The sequence below is a fragment of the Streptomyces sp. SAS_281 genome, from assembly GCF_052542855.1.
This window is the reverse complement of the sequence record NZ_JBMNDO010000064.1, coordinates 23,822-45,100: the sequence shown is the minus strand read 5'-3', so window position 1 is coordinate 45,100 and position 21,279 is coordinate 23,822. Positions and strand designations below refer to the sequence as shown.

Annotated in this window: 26 protein-coding genes; 25 read left to right on the top strand and 1 reads right to left on the bottom strand. The window is 70.2% G+C overall.

Annotation, left to right across the window (positions count from 1 at the left end):
* Window positions 1-118 precede the first annotated feature (118 nt).
* From ACN6LM_RS23280 to ACN6LM_RS23270, 3 genes are read left to right on the top strand one after another with little or no spacing between them, the layout of a single operon-like run.
* Window positions 119-1,585 (top strand): SCO6880 family protein, encoded by a 1,467-nt coding sequence (locus ACN6LM_RS23280; protein ID WP_445067323.1) that lies wholly within the window; start codon window positions 119-121, stop codon window positions 1,583-1,585.
* Window positions 1,586-1,610: 25 nt separating this feature from the next.
* Window positions 1,611-2,063: a DUF6238 family protein gene (locus ACN6LM_RS23275; protein WP_445067322.1), complete on the top strand. Its 453-nt coding sequence runs from the start codon at window positions 1,611-1,613 to the stop codon at window positions 2,061-2,063.
* A 26-nt stretch (window positions 2,064-2,089) separates the two neighbouring features.
* A complete protein-coding gene (locus tag ACN6LM_RS23270; protein WP_445067321.1) occupies window positions 2,090-3,595 on the top strand; it encodes an ATP-binding protein in 1,506 nt (501 codons plus the stop codon).
* Between the two features lie 167 nt (window positions 3,596-3,762).
* Here ACN6LM_RS23270 and ACN6LM_RS23265 read toward each other — a convergent pair whose 3' ends face one another.
* Window positions 3,763-4,083 (bottom strand): hypothetical protein, encoded by a 321-nt coding sequence (locus tag ACN6LM_RS23265; RefSeq protein WP_445067320.1) that lies wholly within the window; start codon window positions 4,081-4,083, stop codon window positions 3,763-3,765.
* A gap of 431 nt (window positions 4,084-4,514) precedes the next feature.
* On the opposite strand from ACN6LM_RS23265, the gene ACN6LM_RS23260 reads away from it, so the two are divergent.
* The 22 genes from ACN6LM_RS23260 (at window position 4,515) to ACN6LM_RS23155 (ending at window position 21,140) form a co-directional block, all read left to right on the top strand.
* Window positions 4,515-5,210, top strand: coding sequence for a hypothetical protein (locus tag ACN6LM_RS23260; protein ID WP_445067319.1), 696 nt, complete (start codon window positions 4,515-4,517; stop codon window positions 5,208-5,210).
* Between the two features lie 129 nt (window positions 5,211-5,339).
* The gene (locus tag ACN6LM_RS23255; protein WP_445067318.1) at window positions 5,340-5,903 is read left to right on the top strand and encodes a hypothetical protein; all 564 of its coding nucleotides are present in this window, start codon (window positions 5,340-5,342) and stop codon (window positions 5,901-5,903) included.
* A 97-nt stretch (window positions 5,904-6,000) separates the two neighbouring features.
* On the top strand, window positions 6,001-6,765 hold the full coding sequence (locus ACN6LM_RS23250) for a hypothetical protein (protein WP_445067317.1): 765 nt from the start codon (window positions 6,001-6,003) through the stop codon (window positions 6,763-6,765).
* A 25-nt stretch (window positions 6,766-6,790) separates the two neighbouring features.
* On the top strand, window positions 6,791-7,288 hold the full coding sequence (locus ACN6LM_RS23245; protein ID WP_445067316.1) for a hypothetical protein: 498 nt from the start codon (window positions 6,791-6,793) through the stop codon (window positions 7,286-7,288).
* Between the two features lie 150 nt (window positions 7,289-7,438).
* Window positions 7,439-7,921 carry a hypothetical protein gene (locus ACN6LM_RS23240; protein ID WP_445067315.1) on the top strand — a complete coding sequence of 161 codons (483 nt, stop codon included), beginning with the start codon at window positions 7,439-7,441 and terminating at the stop codon, window positions 7,919-7,921.
* Between the two features lie 278 nt (window positions 7,922-8,199).
* Window positions 8,200-8,640 (top strand): hypothetical protein, encoded by a 441-nt coding sequence (locus tag ACN6LM_RS23235; protein WP_445067314.1) that lies wholly within the window; start codon window positions 8,200-8,202, stop codon window positions 8,638-8,640.
* Window positions 8,641-8,719: 79 nt separating this feature from the next.
* Window positions 8,720-9,988: a type IV secretory system conjugative DNA transfer family protein gene (locus ACN6LM_RS23230; RefSeq protein WP_445067313.1), complete on the top strand. Its 1,269-nt coding sequence runs from the start codon at window positions 8,720-8,722 to the stop codon at window positions 9,986-9,988.
* A gap of 26 nt (window positions 9,989-10,014) precedes the next feature.
* Window positions 10,015-10,215, top strand: a complete 201-nt coding sequence (locus ACN6LM_RS23225; protein ID WP_445067312.1) for a hypothetical protein — start codon at window positions 10,015-10,017, stop codon at window positions 10,213-10,215.
* Window positions 10,212-11,384 carry a DnaB-like helicase N-terminal domain-containing protein gene (locus ACN6LM_RS23220; RefSeq protein ID WP_445067311.1) on the top strand — a complete coding sequence of 391 codons (1,173 nt, stop codon included), beginning with the start codon at window positions 10,212-10,214 and terminating at the stop codon, window positions 11,382-11,384. Before ACN6LM_RS23225 ends, ACN6LM_RS23220 begins: the two co-directional genes overlap by 4 nt.
* Before the next feature lie 127 nt (window positions 11,385-11,511).
* Entirely contained in the window at window positions 11,512-12,111 is a 600-nt protein-coding gene (locus ACN6LM_RS23215) for a DUF4913 domain-containing protein (protein ID WP_445067310.1), read from the top strand.
* Window positions 12,108-12,275 (top strand): hypothetical protein, encoded by a 168-nt coding sequence (locus tag ACN6LM_RS23210; protein ID WP_445067309.1) that lies wholly within the window; start codon window positions 12,108-12,110, stop codon window positions 12,273-12,275. Before ACN6LM_RS23215 ends, ACN6LM_RS23210 begins: the two co-directional genes overlap by 4 nt.
* Window positions 12,272-12,748, top strand: a complete 477-nt coding sequence (locus ACN6LM_RS23205; protein ID WP_445067308.1) for a hypothetical protein — start codon at window positions 12,272-12,274, stop codon at window positions 12,746-12,748. The genes ACN6LM_RS23210 and ACN6LM_RS23205 overlap by 4 nt, the downstream gene beginning before the upstream one ends.
* Window positions 12,745-13,410 (top strand): hypothetical protein, encoded by a 666-nt coding sequence (locus ACN6LM_RS23200; RefSeq protein ID WP_445067307.1) that lies wholly within the window; start codon window positions 12,745-12,747, stop codon window positions 13,408-13,410. The genes ACN6LM_RS23205 and ACN6LM_RS23200 overlap by 4 nt, the downstream gene beginning before the upstream one ends.
* Window positions 13,407-14,222, top strand: coding sequence for a large ATP-binding protein (locus ACN6LM_RS23195; RefSeq protein WP_445067306.1), 816 nt, complete (start codon window positions 13,407-13,409; stop codon window positions 14,220-14,222). The genes ACN6LM_RS23200 and ACN6LM_RS23195 overlap by 4 nt, the downstream gene beginning before the upstream one ends.
* Before the next feature lie 24 nt (window positions 14,223-14,246).
* A complete protein-coding gene (locus ACN6LM_RS23190) occupies window positions 14,247-15,098 on the top strand; it encodes a winged helix-turn-helix transcriptional regulator (protein WP_445067305.1) in 852 nt (283 codons plus the stop codon).
* Window positions 15,099-15,213: 115 nt separating this feature from the next.
* Window positions 15,214-16,251, top strand: coding sequence for a DUF317 domain-containing protein (locus tag ACN6LM_RS23185; protein ID WP_445067304.1), 1,038 nt, complete (start codon window positions 15,214-15,216; stop codon window positions 16,249-16,251).
* A 2-nt stretch (window positions 16,252-16,253) separates the two neighbouring features.
* Window positions 16,254-16,442: a hypothetical protein gene (locus tag ACN6LM_RS23180; protein WP_445067303.1), complete on the top strand. Its 189-nt coding sequence runs from the start codon at window positions 16,254-16,256 to the stop codon at window positions 16,440-16,442.
* A gap of 51 nt (window positions 16,443-16,493) precedes the next feature.
* Window positions 16,494-16,601, top strand: a complete 108-nt coding sequence (locus ACN6LM_RS23175; RefSeq protein ID WP_445067302.1) for a DUF317 domain-containing protein — start codon at window positions 16,494-16,496, stop codon at window positions 16,599-16,601.
* Between the two features lie 99 nt (window positions 16,602-16,700).
* Window positions 16,701-16,913, top strand: coding sequence for a hypothetical protein (locus tag ACN6LM_RS23170; protein ID WP_445067301.1), 213 nt, complete (start codon window positions 16,701-16,703; stop codon window positions 16,911-16,913).
* 864 nt (window positions 16,914-17,777) lie between these two features.
* Entirely contained in the window at window positions 17,778-18,842 is a 1,065-nt protein-coding gene (locus tag ACN6LM_RS23165; protein ID WP_445067300.1) for an ABC-three component system protein, read from the top strand.
* Window positions 18,839-19,315 (top strand): ABC-three component system middle component 2, encoded by a 477-nt coding sequence (locus ACN6LM_RS23160; protein ID WP_445067299.1) that lies wholly within the window; start codon window positions 18,839-18,841, stop codon window positions 19,313-19,315. The genes ACN6LM_RS23165 and ACN6LM_RS23160 overlap by 4 nt, the downstream gene beginning before the upstream one ends.
* Complete coding sequence (locus ACN6LM_RS23155) at window positions 19,308-21,140, top strand: hypothetical protein (RefSeq protein WP_445067298.1); 1,833 nt, start codon at window positions 19,308-19,310, stop codon at window positions 21,138-21,140. The genes ACN6LM_RS23160 and ACN6LM_RS23155 overlap by 8 nt, the downstream gene beginning before the upstream one ends.
* Window positions 21,141-21,279 lie beyond the last annotated feature (139 nt).

The window sequence follows — 21,279 nt, the reverse complement described above, 5'->3', positions numbered from 1 at the left end:
GGCGGGCCCCCCCCCCCCCCCCCCCCCCGCCTCCCCACCAGCAGGAAGGTTTCGCCATGACGTCCAGAAGAGCGCCGTGCGCCCCGACCTCCGCCCGCTCCCACCGTCTGGAACCACCATGTCCGGCAAGCACCAGCCCTCCACGCCCACCGTGCAGTTTCCCCACCGCAGCAGGCGCGGCGTCCTGCTCGGCCTGACCGTCCCGCAGTTGGTCGTCGCCGGACTCACCGGCCTTCTCCTTCTCGCCGTCATCCTCGCCCGCGGTGTGCTCGGCGCTCTCCAGCTCATACCGCTGTGGGCGGTCATCGCCCTGCTCGTCTTCGTCCGCCACCGAGGCCGCGCCTTGGCGGACTGGGCCCCGATCGTCGTCCGCTACGCGCTGCGCCGGATGCGAGGCCAGCTCGTCTGGCTCACCCGGCCCTCCCGCCGGCCGACCCGCGAGGGACTACTCCACCTTCCCGGCACCGCCGCCAGCCTGCGCGTGACCACTGCTCCCGACGGAAAGTACGGCGCCGTCCACAACCCGCACACCGGGACGCTGACCGCAGCGGTCAAGGTCTCCTCCCGCGCCTACGCCCTGCTCGACCCGGGCACCCAGCAGGCCAACGTCGGCGGATGGGGACGCGCGCTGGCGGCCCTCGCCCGTACCGGGCAGATCGCCCGCATCCAGGTCATCGAGCGCACCATCCCCGACTCCGGCGACGCGCTGCGCCGCTACTGGGAAGAGCACGGCCGACCCGACACCCCGATGGCCGGGGCGATCTACAACGAGCTGATCCAGAGCGCCGGCCCCGCAGCCGCCCCGCACGAGGCGTACGTCGCGGTGTCCCTGGACACCAAGGCGGCCCGTCGGCTGATCAACCAGGCCGGTGGCGGTCTCACCGGTGCCTTCAGCGTCCTCGCCCAGCTCACCTCGACGTTCGACCAGGCGGCGCGGACCGCCGGTCTCACCACGACGGGCTGGCTCACCGCCCGCGAGATCGCCGCCGTGGTGCGCACTGCCTACGACCCGAAGGCGCTGGCGACACTCGACCGCTGGTCCACAGCCGGTCGCCCCGAGGCCGAGCCCGCCGCCGCCGGCCCCGTCGTGGTCGTCGAAAAGGCGGACAACATCGCCACCGACTCCGCCGTGCACGCCACCTACTGGGTGGAGAACTGGCCGCGCACCGAGACCAGCGCCGGCTTCCTGCACCAGCTCCTGTTCACCGGTGGCGTCCGGCGCACGCTGTCGCTCTCCTACGAGCCGAAGAACCTCGACGCCGCCCTGCGCGACGTGCAGCGCAAGAAGTCCAGCGTGATCGCCGACGCCGCCGAACGGGCCCGGCGCGGTCAGGTCGACTCCGAGGCGGACTCGATCGAGTACCAGGACATCAAGTCCCGCGAACGCCAGCTCATCGCTGGGCACGCGGATGTCGCCCTGACCGGTCTGCTGACCGTCTCGGCCGATACCGAGGACGAGCTGCGCACCGCCTGCGCCGTCGTGGAGACCGCCGCTGTCGGCGCCCAGCTCGATCTGAGGCCCCTGACCTGGCAGCAGGCCGAGGCATTCACCGCCGCCGCCCTGCCGCTCGCGCTCGCCGCCTGACCCTTCCTTTCGAAAGAGCACCCTCATGTCCCGCACCGCCAGCCCGACCGCGCAGGACTTCGTGCCCTTCGCCACCGCCGCGCTCGACTTCCACCGGGCACTCAACATCCCGGGCGGCCCGCTGGTCACCACCCGGGCAGAGCTGGACGCCCTGCACGCCCACCTCGTCTCGCTGTACGGGCTGCTCGACGCCCACACCGGTCGCACCGGGCAGCTCGTCGCGGTCGAGGGCGACCAGCTCCGTACCGCCCGCACCCGCATCTGGCAGGCCGCCGAGCACCTCCACGCCGCCTACCACGCGGCGCCCCGGCCGGACTCCGGCGAGATCCCCGAGCCGGAGGCGTGCCAGGCCGGCCTTCCGGAGGGGGCACTGGAACTGACCATCTGCCAGCGCCACCAGCGCACCGCGCATCTCGTCCGGCGGCGCACCACCCCGGCCGACCTGCACGCCCCGTTCACCGGCCTCGTCCGCCGCTGACCCACCCCTCACCTGGAGAAACGCTCATGCCCCGTACCCGCGCCAGCGCCTCCCCTCTGTTCGTGCCACGTAAGACGACACGCGCCGAACAGCGGGCCGCCCGAGCCGGTTTCACCGAAGCCCGCCGCCAGGCACGCCTCGCCGAAAACCCGCCCAAGCACCGCGCCGAGCAGACCCTCGACCCGGATCTGCGGCCCACCTATCCGCTCTCCGGTCGCCCCGGTCCGGCGTCCGCCCGCGGCGGCAAGCTCGACCTGCCCGCCCACCGGATGACCACCGCGACAGCCAGCGGTGCGTACCCGTTCGTGGCCGAGGGCGGCCTGGGCGCCGAAGGGGTGTTCATCGGCCGCGATGTGCACGCGGAGGCGGCTTTCTGCTTCGACCCGTTCTCGCTCTACAACAGCGGCAGGGTGGAGGGCTTCACGAACCCCAACGCGGTCCTGGCCGGGATCATCGGCATGGGCAAGTCCGCGCTGGCGAAGTCGATCGCCACCCGGTCGATTGCCCACGGCTACCAGATCTACATCCCCTGCGACCCCAAGGGGGAGTGGACAGCTGTCTCCCAGGCCCTCGGCGGCTACAGCATCGCCCTGGGCCCGGGGCTCCCCGGCCGGTTGAACCCGCTGGACGCCCCGGCCCAGCCCACCTCCGTCAGCGAAGAGGACTGGTTCACGGAGGTTCGCAAGCGCCGCCTGCTGCTCCTGGCCAGCCTCGCCCGCACCGTGCTGAAGCGCGACCTGCTGCCGATGGAGCACACCGCCCTCGACCTGGCCCTGGACCTGGTCGTCGCTGACGCCGCCGCCCGAGGCACGGTGCCGCTGCTCGGCGAGATCGCACACGCACTCGGCTCCCCCGAACGCCTCGACCACGCCCTCGGCCACCAGGCGGGGCACCTCGGTTCAGCCGCCCAAGACCTCGCCCACGCCCTGCGACGTCTCGTGCACGGCGACTTGAGCGGCATGTTCGACGCGCCGAGCACCGTGTCGTTCGACCCGACCACACCGATGCTGTCCATCGACCTCTCCCGTCTCGGCGGCTCCGGTGACGACACGGCACTGGTGCTCGCGATGACGTGCGCGAGCGCGTGGATGGAGTCAGCCCTCAGTGATCCCGATGGCGGTCGGCGCTGGGTGATCTACGACGAGGCGTGGCGGCTGATGCGGCACGTCGGGCTGCTGGAGCGGATGCAGAGCCAGTGGAAGCTCTCCCGAGGGCTGGGCATCGCGAACCTCATGGTGATCCACCGGCTCAGCGACTTGCTCTCGGCGGGCGACGCCGGTTCACGCGGCCGAGTCCTGGCCGAGGGGCTCCTCGCGGACTGCAGCACGCGCATCATCTACCGCCAGGAGCCCGACCAGCTCGCCGCCGCTGCCTCTCTGCTCGGCCTGACCGGCGTCGAGACCCAGGCGGTGTCCGCCCTGACCAAGGGCCGAGGTCTGTGGAAGGTCGCCGGCCGCTCGTTCATCACCCAGCACATCCTCCACCCGGCCGAGCGGGAGCTGTTCGACACAGACGCCCGCATGGCCGCCTAAGCCCGTGCGTTCACCGTTTCTGAGGCATCCAGTGGGCGGAGCCCGAGGGGCGGGTGCCCTGGAGAGCCCATGCGGGGGGGCGTCGGTTGGGGAACCCGGGTGACGCCGGTCGGCCACGCGCTGACAGCGGCGTGCACACGCGACCGCAAGGCTCGACACCGGTCAGGTCAGAGCCACTCGGCCCAGCCGAAGGTCGCGATGTATGCACGCTCGATCGCCTTCCAGCCACGCCCGCCGCGTCGGCGGACGACGGCCAGAGCCAGCGCGAACCAGACCGCGAACCCGCCGCCGATGATCAACGGCCATTTGGGGCACTCGAAGCACGCGACCGCACCAAGTATCAAGGCCGTCAGCACAAAGCCGAAGTGCGCCCCGCCGCGGCTGGCACGCAGCAGCTCCCTGATCACCCGCCGATCCTCTGCGAGGGCCCGCTCGTATGCATTCGGTGCCGCCTCGGTGCTGCGCTCCCGCTCCACGTCCTTTTCCACCCGACCCCCTCACCAGATCCAGCCCTACACAGGGCTGACCAACACCCCCAGAGGCGCACCATGCTTCGCGACCGTTGCCCAGTCCAGCAGGGCACGCCTCAAGACGCGATCGCGTACTGCCTAGCAGCCGCCCTCGTTCTCGTCTACGCACCCGTCCCGGCCGGCGGTGTAGGGCCTGGCACCGGAGACGGTGAGTCCGAAGAGGTCGCAGATGCGCCGCACGTCACCACCAGTGGCGTCGATCTCCTGAAGGACGCGGTCTCCAAGGAGAGCCCTTGGTGTGACGCCGAGTTCGCCCCACGGGAAACCCTGCCAACGCGGTTCGTACGGGGCCGGTGCTCTGGTTGATGGGCAGGGGTGCGGGTTGGTGGGACACAAGCGGCTGACTTAGCGACAAATCGCAACAACCGGTACAGCAACAAGGATCGATCATGTCTGCTTCTTCCACTCCTTCCTCCGGTGACAGCCAGCCGTCGCAGGCCACCGACCCTTTGGCATGGCGACGACACCTCCCGGCACTGGCCTCGGCCGCCGCCGGGATCAACGAGGCGTGCGACGCCTGGGACGCGGTTTCGGACTCGCTCTGCGACGCGGACGGCTGGCCGCTGGACGACAAGGTCTACGGCGACGGAAAGGTCAAGCGGGACGCCGAAGCGTGGAAGCACGCCGAGGTGTTCCTCGACCACGGACCCGAGGTGCTGGCCGGGGTCCGCGCCGCCGCCGACGGCCCCGACTACGTCGAGGGGCCGATCAGCGACGACCTCCGTCGGATACGCGGAATCGACCACATCCTGTTCCGGGCGGAGGAACTGCGGCACGAATGGGCCGACGTCATGGCGCTTATGGACGGTTCGCAGCCGAGCGTGCTCCACCTCTACCAGGAGCGTGCCGAGGAGCACCGCAACACCGAAGGCTGGCACTACTCACACGAACTCGGCTCCAAGGGACCGGCGTTGGTGCGCGTCGGCGAATACCTCGCCCACCGAGCGGACACCGAACGGCCGGCGCAGACCGAGCGGGCTCGCGTCGCCCTGACCCGCTCGACGCACAACACCCCTGCCGTATCAGCCCCTTCGCCCCAGGTCCCGCCGGCATCGCACCCGCCGGCTCCCGGTCGCTCGCGGTGATCCCTAGCACGCAGTCACGGCAGCGCCAAACTGCCCGATCCCCGGATCCTCATGGACCACCGCACTCCTTCAAGCTCCACGCCCCGGCGGCTCCCGCCGTGCGGCGGGCCGTTCGCAACGGAGAAGTCCATGCACCACGAAACCCCGTCCCCGACCGCCGCGTCCGATCCGCGTCGCCTTCAGGCCGCCCTCTGTTCGGTGCTCGGGCAGCGCGGCCTGGAGTGCACCGTCGAGTACGGCCTCAGCGACTACATCGTCCACGCCGAGCTTCCCGACGGCAGTTCGCTGATCATCTCGCCCCCGCAGGAGCCGCCCTCCGAGCACCCCGAGTCCCCGGAAAGCTGGATGGTCACCCGCCACCGGTCCGTCGAGCCTGCCGTCTACGAGGTGATCTACGACTCCGAGCCGGGCGGTCCGCATGCGCGCCTCGGCGGCAGCGTGCCGGATCTCCTCTCCGCTGTCGACGCCCGCCTGGACCAGCTTGGCGTACCGACACGCCAAGAGCAGGAATGTTCCGGCGAAACGCGCGCCGCTCCCGTGTTCCCGCCCGACTCCGCTCCATCCCAGGCGAGTATCGCTCTCGCCTCTTCGCCGTCGATCGGCCAGCGCGTGCTCCCGACCGGCCCGCCGCCGGAGTCGTACGCGCGGGCCGCGCCGCCGTCGGCCAGTTCCTCATCCGCTCCCCGGCTCTGACCGACCGCGATCCAGGAGTCCTCCGTGCACCGCACCCTCAGAACTGATCCGCCCGTCGCCCGCACCTGTAACCGCACCCGCCTCGGATGGATCTGCCATGCCCAGCCACTACGACGTGCTGCCCGACCTGGCCTTCGGCCACCACCCCGTCCACGGCATCGTGGCCGCGAACCCGAAGAACCTCGCGGCCAGCACCTGGATGCTCAAGGGATTCGACTTCCATCCCGTCCCCGACCAGCCGACGTTGTACGCGTTGGCCGACCAGAACCGTGACGGATACGGCCGTACGAGTCGGGCCATCGAGCTGCTGCGCAAGGCCGGCTACCAGGTCGATGTGGACGTCGCGCTGGACCCTGCTCTGGCGCCCGACAGGGCACAGGTACGCGACCGCGGTCCGCTCGGTGAACCAGACGTCGCCTTCGCCGATCACCCGCAGCTCGGCATCGTCGCAGCCCTCGACGGCCGTGTCTCCGGCCTCACCGCGCTCGCGCTGGTGGAGGACGGCTGGCGGCACAACTCGAGCCTGGACATCTACACGCTCCCCGCGACCACCGATCGCGTCGAGGCGCTGCGGAAAGTCGCCGACGCCACGGTGACCCTGCACCGTTCGGGGCTCCAGGTCGCAGTGCAGCCCCGCCTCGCCCAAGAGGTGACGGCCCGGCCCCGCCCTGCTGCGACGCCGGCCGCCGCGCGGGAGCGAGGCCATGGTTTCGCGCGCGCGTCTCCGTTGAGCGCCGCCGCGCTCGCCGCCAGCCCGGCCCGCGCCGGTATCCCGGGCAGGGCGCCGGTCCCCGCCTCCGCCGTCTCCACAGCGGCGGTCCGGCCGGTTGACCCCCGCATCGCGTACTCCCGCAACCGCTGATCCAACTCCTCAAGGAGGCCCTTCCATGGCCGTGAAGACGATCTGGCCTATCGACCACACCTGCGGTCACCATGCCGACCGCGACTTGTCCGACCGACCGGCTGACCGCCGCGCCGGCTTTGCCGAGTGGCTCTCCAGGCAGGAGTGCACGGACTGCTGGCGTGCCTCGAACGAAGGCGACGAGCAGGACAAGGCTGCCTGGCTCAAGGCGAAGCGCGCCGAGGAGCAGACGGCGTCCGAAGCCTGGTCCGAGCAGTACCGGATGCCTCCCCTGGAGGGGACCGAGCGGGCCGTGCCCTGGGGCGTGCGCTGTCGTCACCAGGGCCTGACCAGCGCCTACACCGCACTGGTCACCGAAGGTACGACCAGCGAAGCGGAGTGGGCGGAGATCGAGGAGAGCGCTCGTACGGTGACCCGTGCCGGGTGGTGGATAGACCAGAGGTCGTCCGAGCCGCAGGACCTCGCCGAACTGCTCCGAGCCGCCACCGGGGCCGACCGGCCGACAGAGAATCCCTTCTTCTGACTGCCCGGGTGCCCTGCTGCGGCGGGGCACCCGTCGCGCGCCGCAACCCCCGACGGTAACCCCGGAGGCTCTCTTCGCCGTCGGCCACCAGTACGTCGCGCGTCCCCGCTCGAACCACCCGTCAAGGACCACTCACCCGAAGAGGCAAACGTGCCCGAGTGTTACTCCAGCATCGGCGAGGCCGTCGGTGCGGCCATGCAGCACAACATCCGGCTCGCCCACCGCAGCGCGGCACCGGGCTCTGACAAGCCGCTGCAGGTCAGGCACCTGCCCAGCGCTTCCGCCGATCCCTACTCGGTCCGCCGGATGATTTCCCGCCTCCACGAGGATGCCGCGCCCGATGAGGTGGCGGGCATCATCAAGGAAGTCAACGGCGCACTGGTCGGGGCTCTGCCCCAGGTGACCGAACTCGTCGCCTCTGCCGCCGACTGGACTCGCGCCCGTCTCGACTTCGACGACCCGCAGCACAATCCGGCGTTCGAGACGTGGACGCGGCTGGCAGCCGCGTACGGGATGCTCCAGGACGTCCGTGAGCAGTTGGACGTCGCCGAGGACGGTCTCGCTGCCTGTCCCGCAGAGCGCACGGACCCCCGGCACCACCAGATGGTCAACGTCCTGCGCAGCCGGGAGTAGCTCGACGATGCCCTCGGTGCCGAGGCTGCTCCTGCGCCGTCCGCTGCCCGAAACGCCAATTCAGACCGGCAGCGGGCTGCCCGCGCCTCCTCGCCGCGCGCCGGAACATCGCCGTCGGCTGGCACTCCGCCGGCCACCGCAGCACTGCCACCCGCGCCTCGTTCTGCCGGCCGACCCCGCTGAAACGTTCCGCTTCAGACCTCCAGGAGTACCCCATGAGCTGCACGAGAGCCGAGCGCGCCCCGCCCCCGCCCGCTCGCACACCCAAAGGAACCGCCGTGCCTTCCCCGCGTACCAGCGCGCCCTCGACCACCACCGGGTCGGACGCGCTCCTCTACCTGCTGTTCGGCGTCCTCGGCGCCGTCGTGGCTTTCGGCTCTGTCGCCTGGCTGACCGGAAATCTCACCAATGCCTTTGTCGGGAGCGGGATATGGGCCCCCTTCCGCGTCACGGACGCGCTGCTGCACCCGGAGGTGCTGTGGCCGACCTTGAACACCAGCAGGCTCATGGTCGGTGCCCGCGTCGTCCCCGGCTTGTTCACCGTGGCCCTGGTCGTCACCGCTGCGGTGCTGTGGGTGCGCTGGCGTGCCGGGTCCAAGTCCGGCCTCGCCCGCAAGGCGGACCTGGCGCCGCTGCTGGACAAGGAGATCGTCGCCAAGGCGAAGAGCCTGCGCCCGAGCCTGGGCGGCCGGGAGAGTAAAAGAGGTCCTGCCCGCTGACCGCGGCATCCTGCTCGGCACCCTCGATCCCGGCCGTGCGGAGGTCCGCGCGTCCTGGGAGGACGTGATCGTCGCGATCATGGCCCCGCGTTCCGGCAAGACGTCCGGGCTGGCGATCCCCGCGATCCTCTCGGCACCGGGTCCAGTCCTGCTCACCAGTAACAAGGCCGCGAACGACGCCTTCACCACCACGGTGGACGCACGCGCCGAGGTCGGCACGATCTGGACCCTCGATCCGCAGCAGATCGCCCACCACCCGCGCGAGATGTGGTGGGACATTCTCGCCGACGCCCGCGACCTCGACGGGGCGAAAAGGCTGGCAGGGCACTTCGTCACCGCGAGCGTGGACGAGTCCAGCGGCTCCGACTTCTGGTCCACCGCCGCGAGCAACACCCTCGGCGCCCTCTTCCTCGCCGCCGCGTCCCACCGGCGGCCGATCACCGACGTCCTGGCCTGGCTCGCGATGCCGGCCGACCGCACCCCGGTGGACCTGCTCACCGACGCCGGCCACCATGCCGTCGCGGCCCAGCTCCAGGGCACCGTCTCCGGCGCGACCGAAACCCGCGACGGAATCTATGAGACGGCGCGGCAGTACGCGAGCTGTCTGCTCGACCCTGACGTCGCCGCCTGGGTCACCCCGAACAAGGATCTCCCCGAGTTCCAGCCGTTCACCTTCGCCACCTCCCGCGACACCCTGTACCTGCTGAGCAAGGACGGCGGCGGCAGCGCGTCGGCGATCATCGCGGCGGCGGCCGACGCCGTGATGCGCGCGGCCGTGATCGTCGCCGAGCGCTCCGGCGGTCGGCTCGACCCGCCTGCTCTGTGCGTCCTCGATGAGGCCGCGAACGTCTGCCGAATCTCCGATCTACCCGACCTCTACTCGCATCTGGGCAGTCGGGGGGTCATCCCGATGACGATCCTGCAGTCCTACCGTCAGGGCCAGCGGTGCTGGGGCGAGGCCGGTATGGACGCCCTGTACTCCGCCGCCACCGTCAAGATCATCGGATCTGGCATCGACGACGCGGACTTCGCCGACCGGCTCAGCCGTCAGGTCGGCGACCATGACGTCCAGACCACCTCGGTGTCGACCAGCGAGGGCGGCAAGTCCACCTCGGTGAGCATGCGCACCGAGCGGATCCTTCCGCCGGACGCCATCCGCGCCCTGCCCAAGGGCAAGGTTCTGCTGCTGGCCACCGGCATCCGGGTCGCCATGCTCAACCTCAAACCCTGGTACAAGGAGCCCTCCGCCAAGGTCGTCGGGCCTGCCTCCGCACGTGCCACGAAGGCGATCACCGAGCGTGCCCTCGCGAAGAGCATCGACCAGGACGATCTCGGACTGTCGGCATGAGCGCGCCCACATCACAGCAAGGCCGGTTGGCCCACGCTCCGGTCGTTCTGCGCGGTGGCCGGTGGTGGCTTGACGGCGGTGCCGGCTCGATCCCAGCCTCCGACCCTGCCTTCACCGCCGCCCTGGACGACTTCGCCCTGTCGATAGCCGCTGCCGACCGGGCAGTCGCCAACCTCCATATCCGGCAGGACGAGACGCCCTCCGCTGATCCCGGCGGCCGACGGTGAACCCGCTGATGAGTGCCGAGCAGGCGGTCCTCGGCGCCGTGCTCCTCGACCCCGAGCAGCTCACGTACCTGGACTGGCTCGCTGCGGGCCACTTCTGCCGGCCCGTCCACCAGGCGCTGTTCGACGCCCTCCGCAAGCAGCGCGACGACGGGCATCCTGCACTCTCGGCCGACGGTCCGTTGCCGCTGTCGTGGGTGACCGACGCGGTCGAGGAGGCCGGCCAGCACGTACGCGGGCTGACCGCGGCGTACGCCCACACCCTGATCCAGGCGTGTCCCCGAACCGAGCATGCCCCGGTGTACGGCCGCATGGTGCTGGAGGGAGCGATTCACCGCACCGTCGCCCAGCACGCGATCCGTCTCCACCAGGCGGCTCGGGCCGACGCCGTCCAGGGCGAGGTCGAGGGAGCGTTGCGTACGGCGGACGCCCTGACCGGCGTACTCACCGATCTTGCGCGTCGCTGGGGAACCGACCCCCGACCGGTCCCGCCCACCGCTGGGCCCTCTGCTGTCACGGAGGTCCCGCCTCCGGCACAGAGCGCACAGGTCGCCGAGGACGAGCGGTTCCTCCTGGCCGTACTCGCCGAACAGCCGGGGGCCATGGGCGAGGTGGTCGCCTGGCTGCGTCCGGGAGACTTCGCCGACCCGGCCCACGGACAGCTCTACCGGTGCCTGGGCGCGCTGCACCACCGGGGTGAACCCATCGACCGGATCACCCTGCTCTGGGAAGCCCAGCGACGCGGTCTGCTGGCCGACGGCACAGTGTCGAGCGAGCAGCTGGCCTCCGTGTGCGAAGGCATGGTCCCCGGCAGCGCTGACTGGTTCGGGCAGCGGGTGATGCGCTCCTCAGTGACCCGCACCGCCGCCGCCTCCGCACGAGCCGTCCGGGCCCTGGCCCAGGACGAGGTTCTGGGGCCTGGTCGGCTGATCAACCACGCCCTGCATGCGCTCGGTCCTCTTGACGAGGTCCGCACCCGCTGGGCTACCGCGAACGGCGGTCCGGCTCCGAGGGCCACGGCATCCGCTGCGCCGACGGGCGAGCCGCCGCCCGACCGAGTCAAGGCCGCCCGCGCCCGCAGCACACCCCGCCCAGTCGCGTCACCCTCAGCCCCGGCCAGCCGTCTCCCCACGCTGTCAGCAGGCCGACCACCCTCGCTCGGCCGGCCGTGAGTGTCGGCCTTCCCTGTCAAACGCCGACCCGTAGCGCTCCACTACCGCGTTCTTCCGGCCGGGCCAAACCGCTGATTCTCCGGATCCTCTCGGGCATGTCGCCGTCTCACAGATGGAGCACACCCCCATGGCCGACACCAGCCCGACCTCCCCCGGCCCCGAGCCGTACCGCGTCGCCGACGCAGACCTTGACGACCTCGCCAGCACCCTCGCCAAGACCATGGCCGAGGTCAGGCAGCACGGCGTCATCCTCGACCGCCTCGGCTCCGAACCCGAATCCGTCGCGATCCAGCCGCCGGACGGCGCTCCGGAAGCCGAGACGGCTGACGGCAAGAAGGCCGACGGCCCCTCCTCGGTGTCCATCCTCGCCTTGGGCGGCGAGGCGTACGCCGTCGAACTCGCCGCCCTCAGCGACTGGGTGAACTACCTCTTCCTGCCGGTGTACGGCCGGGAGATCAGCACGAGCCGTCCCTGGTGCGCCAACTGGCACGAGCACCCCGAGGCCGTCGCCCGGCTCCACGCACTCTGGCTCGCCTGGCAGCAGTTCACCGACACGGAGGCCGGCCTGTCCGGCCCCTCGACCTGGCACCGTGACCACCTGGACCAGACCCTGGCGCACCTACGAGCCCCCGACGGGCCCTTCGCGGCCTGCACGACCAGCGCAACTCGCCCTAACCACCGCGTGCTGGCCACCCCGGCGCCCAAGCAGTCGGGGGTGGCGGCGTGAACGACGACCTCGACTTCGTCCTCGACGACCTCTCGCCGACCGACGATGCCTCCGAAGAGGCGATGGAAGCTCTCCGGGTCGGCGACTTCACGGCGCCGTCCCCGCACCACACCAAGCCCGATGGTTCCCACAGCCGGCACCCGGCCCAGGGAAGGCTGCTGTGAGCCGCGCCCGCTTCGCCTTCGCCGCGCACCCTGACGCCATCGCCGACCTGCGGGAACTCCCCGCTGGGATTCGCGATTTGGCTTTGCTGGAGCTGCAGAACCTGGTCCAGGGAAGCGACGACTGCTTGCCGCTGAAAGGCCGTCTCGCCGGCTTCCACAAGGTGTACGTCGACCCGGAGGTCGCTTACCGGCTGGTCATCCAGTTCCGTCAGGCCCCGCCGACCTCGACGCACAAGCGCGAGATCTACCTCGTAGCCGCCGGCAGCCGGAAGGACTACGCGGTCTACCGCACGGCCCACCTGCGGACCGGCCCCCAGCAAAAGGGCGGCCCGGACTCCGCCACGGAGGCCCGCGTGCAGGCCGCCCGGTCCCGCTCGACGCTCACTGCCGAACGGCCGACAGCAGGCCGCGCGACTACACCGTCAACAGCGCCGCCCTCGGCCGCTGCCCCTCGAAAGGCCGCCCAGCGATGACCAACGACCCTACTGCGCTGACCCGTTCAGAGCTAACGGATCTCCTCACCGAGGCCGCGCAGAACGTCGGCGGCATCCCTGCCGCCGAGTACCCGACGGCTGCCGCCCGCTCCTACCTGCATCCCGTCTTGGGGCCGCTGGCCGCTGGGCCCCGTGTGATCACCGGGCTGAACAACCGGTTCGAGGGCTTCCTGGCCGCCGAGCCACGCTCCGCTGGTTCGGCGGGCCTGTTCGCTCTGGCCTCATACGCCTCCGCGCTGGGGTGGCTCACCGAGTCGTTCGCCGAGCTGACCTCCTCGGTCGACGACATCTGTACCCGCGTGGGCATCCCCGCGGAGCCCTGCACACCGATCGGCGCCCCGACCGGCGGAACCGAGCGGGACGACGAGTTCGACTTCGCCTTCAGCGCGCTTGAGTTGGAGGCGGTCCGCAACGCAGCCGAGGCCGCCGGCCTCGCGCCGGACGACTACGTCGAAGTTCTCTCCCAGTCACTGCTCGCCGCCGCCCGGATCACCGACGCCTGCATGGAGATCTCCAGCGGCCTGCTCGATGACGCCTTTCTGCTCCGCGAAGCGAGCGACCGCCCTCGGCTCGGTGACGATCCCGGGAGCCTGCCCGCTCTGGTCCGCTCCCTGCTCGCCCGGATGGAGGCGACGGAGTGAACCCGTTCGACGCAGACACGCACCCTGGGCCTTATCTCGTCGTCGAAGTGCTCGGTGTCGGGGACGTCAGCGTGCCCGCCCTCGCGCTTGGTCCGGAGGAGCCGCTGCACCAGGCCGCAACGCGCGTCATCGAAGCCGCGGCGGCGTTGGACGAGCGACACGAGAGCGTGCTCAACGCGGTCCGGCGGTCGCAGCGGCTGCTCGAAGGTGCTGGTCGCGGTGAAGTCGGCCGCGCCCAGGTGTCGTACGCGCTGCTGCGGACCGCACTCCCCGAACTCGGAGACGTTCTGGCGCAGCAAGACCGGGCGTACAGCCAGCTCGTCGAGTCCCTGTCCGCCTACCGTCGGCTTCCTTCCTCGCCCGAGCCTGCACAACGCGCGACCAACAGGGGCCACGGGCAGGGCCAGAAGACGATGCCCGACCGGGCCATCGCCGGGCAGCGCGGGCTGGCGGCCCTCGAAGTCGTTGCGGCCGGAGGCGTTCGCTTTCGTCGCAACGCGATCGGCGAGGACCCGTACATCTCACGGGAGAAGGCCCAGCGGCAGGACCCAGCGGTCTTCCCGCAGACCGTGCAGCGGCTGGTCACCGACGGGCTACTGCATCAGGACACCACCGAGAGCGTGTACCGGCCCGGCCAGCTCCTCTCGCTCACTTCGCAGGGTGAAGCCGCCTTGCGTGATGGTCGCGCGACGACCTCACGGGTGTCCGCCGCCCTCGGCCGCACCACCACGCAGACAGCGTCAGGCACGCTCGCCGACTCGGTCGCCACGCCCGCCGCCAGGACCTCCCTCGCGGCCCCCCGCTCACGCTGACCTCATCCCGATAAGGACCCCAGCATGCCTGCCACCGGCCTGCCTCCCACCTTCTCCATCGCTTCCATCGACGCCCAACGCGTCGAGGAGGCTCTCGCCCGGATCGGGCCCAAGTGGACCACCTGGACCGCGATGACCCTGGCCCAGGTGAACGGCCCCGTGCGCGTCCGTGATGTTGCTGCCCGGCTCCCCTTCGTCAGCGAGCAGTTCGTCGGCAAACGGCTGGCCACAATGCACACGGACGGACTGGTGATCCGCGATCACGACCGGCGGGGAGCGCCGTACCGACTCAGCGCGCTCGGCGCATCACTGGCCCCCGTCCTCCGCACGGTGTCGGACTGGTCCCGCACCCACCTGACACAGGAGCAGATGGCCGAAGCCGAGCGTGTTGAGGACGCGCTGCGCCGCTTGCATCTCCGGCACTCAACTACCGTGATTCGAGCCCTCGACTCGGCTGACGGCCCGATGCGGTTCACCCACATCGTCGAGCAGGCCGGTTTGAGCAGTGGCCTCGCGCCGCAGCGACTCCTCCGGCTTCAGGCCGATGGCCTGGTCGCGCGGACGGGCTCCCGGCACGGAGACCCGTACGTGCTCACGGATGCCGGCCAGGCGTTGGGGGCCGTCTACGCGAGTGTCGAGCACTGGAGCCAGCCCTTCGCGCTGCGAAGTGAAGCAGCGGCGTCGCGACCGGTAGAGGCAGCTACGTGCGCCCACGCCGGCATTCCGCTGGGGGCGGGGGCCGACGGCGCCCGGGCCTCGGCTGCCCTGCGGCGGAGCGCCGCCGCGTCCAACGTCATGTTCAGCCACGCGCCTCAGCCGCAACCGCGGGTACCGGCGGCCGTAACCGCCCAGTCGGCACCGGGCCGGGGCCGGTGACGGGCCTGAGAACCAGAGGCCACTCGGCGCCGCCACGGCATACGCGTTCGCTCCAGCGACTCCCGCCGCTGCGCCCGCGGATCCGCTCCCCTCCTTCGCTTCCAGAGACTCGACCATGCACGCCCCTGACGACCCGTACCAGCAAGAGGTGCTGGTCAGCCCCATGTATCTGGCTGGTTCCAACGGGACCGGCGAAGCCGGCTTCGCACCAGTCGCCCAGTGGCCTCACCAGTACCTCGATGAGGGCCCCTGCCAGCTCCTCGTCACCTCTCCCGACCAACGGATTCGAATCGGCTGGTTCGGCGACGACTTCGAACTGTGGAAGATCAGCGCAGCCGAGGACGCCTTCTCCGCGCCTCGCTGGACGGCAACGTTCAACCACGTCACCCCGGCCGAGATAGTCGCCGGCCTCACCACCGCACTGGTCCAGGACTACGACGAAGCCATCGCTTCCGACACCCCCGGCCGCTTCCTGACGGGGCCCGCCGTCCCCTGGAGGGACACCGTCCGGCCGCTGACCGATGCCGGCTGGACCCTTGACGGAGGTGCTGAACTCGGCACCGTCGAGATCATCGCTCCCGACGACCAAGCGGGCATCCTCATCGACCGACGCGGCTACGGCTCCGACCGCACGACCGTCGAGCTGTGGGCGGGCCCGCCGGGCTGGGGCACTCGTGCCGAAGCGACCTTCGCGGTGGCCCTCTTCGGCCCGGGGGCCCACCGCGCGGGCCAGCTCCTCCATCGTCAGCTCCACTCGCCGGCCTTCGGCGACCCGGCGCTCCACCGTCTCCTCGTCCGGCCAGTGGTCGGGCTGTGCGCCGACTTCCCACAGGCCGTCCGCGACCATCGCGATGTCGCCCACGGTCCAGGGCCGTCCGGCGGCGCGGATCTTGCGTTCCAGTGCGGCGCCGTCCCAGTGTCTGCTCGCCTCGGCCATCCCCTGCTCCCCCTTCTCTCGCCTGCGGCCCGTCACCGCAACCCATGTAGGACAACCGCGGTGGGCCGTCCATTCCCCGGTCTCCCGTCGCCTGCCAGCGGCCCCAGTTCGCCCGCGGCAGACGTCCTCGCTGGGAAACGACTACGCGCTTCGGTATGCCGCATGCCAACGTACGGGTGTCGGGAAAACCGCAGGTCAACGAAGGGATCCATCTAACCGTGAGCACCTCTGTCACCCTCCTTCTGGCCGCTGTCTGCCCCACGGCGGATACTCTCCACTGGCTCTCCGCCGACCACGGTGCGGGCCCGGTGCTCGATCTCCTGGACGGTCTCGGCTGGGCGATCGTCGACATCCCCGAGGCCAACGTCCACGCGACCAGCCCCGACGGCTGTGTCTACGTCGGCTGACTCCCCGAAGACCCGTCGGCCTGGCAGCGCAACATCGTCTGGCACGTCCGTGTGCAGCCCGTCGATGGCGACGCATGGGTCCAGGAGTTCGGTCTCCACACCCCCTCCGAGGCCGTTGCCGGATTCCTTGCTGCCCTGGTCACCAACTCCTGGTACTGACTGCTGATCAGGCTCCGCTCATACATCCACCGACAGCTCGACGACTCCTTGTCGTCGAGCCGACCAGCCCCTCAATGTCCACCGTTCACGGAGACTCCCTTGCCCCAGTACCTGACCGTCGGCCACCTGCTCCGCCAGCTCCAGGAACTCGACCCCAACCTGCCGGTCCGTCTCGCCATCAACCCCGACTTCCCCTTCACCCACCTCGTGGGGACCGAGGTCGTCGTCCGCGACGGCACGGCGTACATCACCGACGACGGGCAGGAGGACTACCTCCAGGTGGGCGCGCGTGACGCCCTCACCTGGGCCTGATCCCTTCTCAACCACCACGGAGGCTTCAATCTCTTCACTGTCGCGTCCCGCGCCTCGGCTCTCGCTGCACGTTGTCGCGGTGCGCCCCATGCCGCACGGCGTGCACAGCGCACTTCTCCAGCGCATCTCCGTCTGCCCCGACGGCCCCCTCGACGTCACCTGGCTCGCTGCCGGAACTCCCAGGCTTCCCCTCGGGCGCATCCGACTGCGCTGGGAGCCCGCATCGCGCAGCGGCTGGGACGTCAGACGTCGCGGTGCATCTGGGCCTGACCACTGCCGAGGTGCTCACCGGTTCCTGGCCCGCTGCCCCGGACGACTGGGCGCGCCTGGTCCATCCGACCCTGTATGAGGTGACCGGGCCTGTGCGCCGCCCTCGCTCTCGCGACCGACGCCCTCGACCTCTCTAACCGGCTCTCGGGAGTCTGACCGAGGACCGCCGAAGGCCGCCCCACGCCGCTCGGGCAAGGGCGGCCTCGTCGTGCGTCCACCCGTGAGTTGCGTACGCTTGAAGCCCCCGTGCACAGTTCCAAAGCACAGCAGAAAGTGTCTGTGCCCAGAGGGCAGCGACGCGCTCGTATTCGTCCGTCACCGTCCAGGATTTCCCCGCACCCGGGAACCCCCTGGTCCAGGGCGAGTGCGCATTCGCTTCGCACACCGGCACGCTGCAGGCGCCCGGCCCCTGCAGGGGAGTCCGCCCGGTACCGGACCCGGCAGAGGTCTGCCCCTTGGAGGCGCCCTGTCCATGGACAATCCCCAATGGTAAAAGTTGGGCAGCGGCGTGTAGTGGGGGGAACGGGCGTACCGGGGGGCGAAGTGAACGCAATACCGCAGGACGGCGGCCCGAGAGGCGCGGACGGTGTGTCCGTGTCGCAGTATGTGCCCCCGTCGTCGGTCGTGCCTCACAACCAGTTCGACACCCGGACACCCCTGCAGCAGGTCTTCTACTGGACGCCGGAGCAGTGGGAGCAGTTCACCTGCGAGTGGGTCCGCATGCGCAGGGACGACTTCGGCTACCTCGGTGTGGAAGTCCTCGGCGGGACCAACGACCGCGGCGCCGACGTCGTGGCCTTCATGAGCGAGCAGCGGCTGAACGGTGTCTGGCACTGCTACCAGTGCAAGCACTACACCGCCGACCTCACGCTCGACGACGCACTGCCCGAGATGCTCAAACCGTTCGTGGCGACGGTGGATACGAGCCGCACGCTCCCCGCCCGGTACATCTTCGTGGCACCGAAGATCCACCCCCGGCTCAAGGACATGGTGCTGACCCCGGCCACACTGAAGGCCCGGTTCCTCACCTACCTCGACGGGCGGACCAAACCGGTCGCCGCATTGCCCGCGCAGACCCGTGAGGCCATACGGGCGCTGGCGGAGAGCACTGACTTCTCGATGTTCTGGACCGTGAACCTGGACGAGGTCCTGGAGGTCTACAGCAAGTCGCCGCTGTTCGCCTCCCGCTTCAACCTGCCACCCACCGGCAAGCCCCGCAAGCTCCTTCCCCCTCCCGAGCCCCAGGTCAACGAGGCGCGCTACCTCCAGCAACTCCTGGACGTTTACCAGGAGAGGTTCGGCGAAGGTATCGCGACCGTGCAGCACGCTTTCGAGCACCCGGATTCGGGAGAGCATCTCGGGCGGCAGCGAGTGGCGTTCTTCGACGCGGAGGCCCTGCGCATGTATGCACGAGAGAGCATCGCGGGTGACACCTACGAGGAATTGCAGGACGACGTGTTGACCAACCTGATCGAGGTGGCCGCCAACGACTACCCCTCGGGGTGGAACCGCCTCCAGCAGGTACTGAGAGCCTCCGGACAGATGACCCTCACCGGGTCGCCGCTTCTGCACCTCTTCCGCAACAGCCAGCGTCAGGGCATGTGCCACCAGCTGGCGAACGTCGACAAGCTGCACTGGTGCAAAGGAGGTTGCCGATGAACCCGCTCAACAGCCCCGTCGAAGTCGGGATGCGGACGTTGGTTCTGCTGGCACGCAGCCATCCCCACCCCCTGGACCTGTCCTGGCTGGTGGTCCTGGACCACGCCATGCTGCACAGCAGCCAGTTCGACGGCGGTCCGCCCAGCCTTCATCCCCGCCTGCCCGCCCAGCCGGGCGAGCTCGGCATGAAACGGCAGATGGTGCAGGAAGGGCTGGAGGTGCTGCTGCGCGCCGGCCTAGCCACGGTCGAGGCAACCGGCGACGGGCTCGTCTACCAGGTGACCCAGCGCGGCTCGGGGTTCGTCGGCATCCTGGAAGCCCCGTACGTCAGCGAGCTGCGGCAGCGCGCGCAGTGGGCCGTGGAGCAGTTCGCCTCGACCACGGATGCCGTGGCGGCCACGCGGGACATAACGACCCGCTGGCACGACGAATTCACCGCGGGTCTGCAGCACCTGGGAGTCGGCCATGGCTAACTTCACCCTGACCCATCTGACATACGCCGGCGCGGGGCTGCCGACGGCCAGCGTGGAGTTCGACCCCAATTTCACGGTGATCTACGGATCCTCCAACACGGGCAAAACGTTCCTCGTCGACTCCATCGACTACATGCTCGGCGGTCATGTCCGTCCCTCGATCCCGCGCGCCGAAGGATACGGACAGATCCTACTCGGCCTGCTTCTGCCCGACGGCAGGCCCCTCACGCTGGTCCGTAAGCCCGGCGGCAAGAGCATTCACGTGCACCAGGACGACCTGAGGGAGCTGTCCCACGCCATTCCTGACGCGGTCGTCTCGGCCCGCAGGATCCGCAGCCGGAAGGACATCTCGCACTACCTGCTCAGCAAGCTGGGGCTGGACGACACCTACGTCCGCACCAACGAGGGCGGCAACACCGACCTGCTCAAACTGGCCGACCTGACCCACCTCAGCGTGGTCACCGACACCCGCATGATCGACCCGAATCCGCCCTCGCAGCGCACGCGCGGCACGGCGGCCAGGACCACCGCGCGCTCTGTCATGAAGCTGATGCTGACCGGCGAGGACGAGCCCCCGGCGACCAAACTCCCCAATGCTGCTCAACGGCGCGTCCAGCGGGGCAAGATCAGTCTGATCGACGCGCTGGCAGTGGACCTGAATACCAAACTCTCCCGCGACCAGACCGCCAGCGAGCAGCGAGATCAGCTGGCCCGGTTAGAGGACAGCCTCAACGACATGGCCCGCTCGCTGGCCCGCGAGTCCGAGCAGCAGGCCCGCGCGGTCACCGATCGTTCACAACTCACACAGAAGGAAGCCGAGTTGGAGGCACGCCTGAGCGAGGTGCTCGACCTGCTGGGGCGATTCGACACTCTGCGCCAACAGTACGAGACGGACCTGGCGCGGCTGGAAATGGTCAGCGAGGCCAGCAACCTCCTGGGCTACTTCCAGGTCGGCCGCTGCGTGTTCTGCGGGGCGGACCCCGAACACCAGCAGGTCCAGCACGGCCATCAGGAGACCACGCAGCTGCACGAGGCCGTGCTCGTAGAGTCCGCCAAGACCCACTCCCTTCTCGCCGATCTCCGTCTGACCATTGAGGGACTGGAAGGCCAGCGCGGCGAACTGGCCGAACACCGCACCGCCCTGAGTGCACAGACGGCCGAGGCCGACCGGTCCCTGGCGCAGATCGAAGCCCGACTGGCCCCTCTGCGCGAGGGACTGCAGGACATCGTCGCCGAGCGACTGCGCGTCGAACGCGACCTGGAACTGCGCGCCCGGCTCGACGAGCTGGAGGAGCACCGCTCCCAGCTGGTGGCCCAGGGCGCCCTGCCGTCCAAGCGGCGGGAATCCCTGATCGCGGGCAGGATCCTGGCATCGTTCGACGAGCTCCTGCAACGCACCCTGGACTCCTGGCGGATCCCCGACGTGGAGGGTGCCGGCTACGACCCCTACAGCGGGGACGTGACGGCCGGCGGAACGGCGCGCGCAGGCCACGGCCGGGGCATGCGCGCACTGCTGCACGCCGCGTTCTCGATCGCCCTGGCCCGCTACTGCCTAGACCGCAGACTCCCACACCTGGGCTTTCTCGTCCTGGACTCTCCGCTGGTGACGTACAAAGAGCCGGACTATGACGCCGACCGCATCCCCCCCAACGTGATCGACCACTTCTACCGCTCGTTCCTGGCCTTCCCCGGTCAGGCGATCGTCGTCGAGAACGCCACGCCGCCCCCGGACGTCCTCGAGCATGCACGGATCATCACCTTCAGCGGCAGCGGAGCCCGCCCCGGCTTCTTCCCCGCGCGCCCCCGCGCCACCGACCGGACCTGAGCCGCACCGGCCACGCCTGAGCGGCGACGATGAACACCGCGACCACGGTCCGCGCCGGGGCAACCATCGCCGCCACCTCTACATGCTCGTCCTGGTCGTCCTGTGCCTGCACCCGGTTCACCGCCAGTGACATGCACTT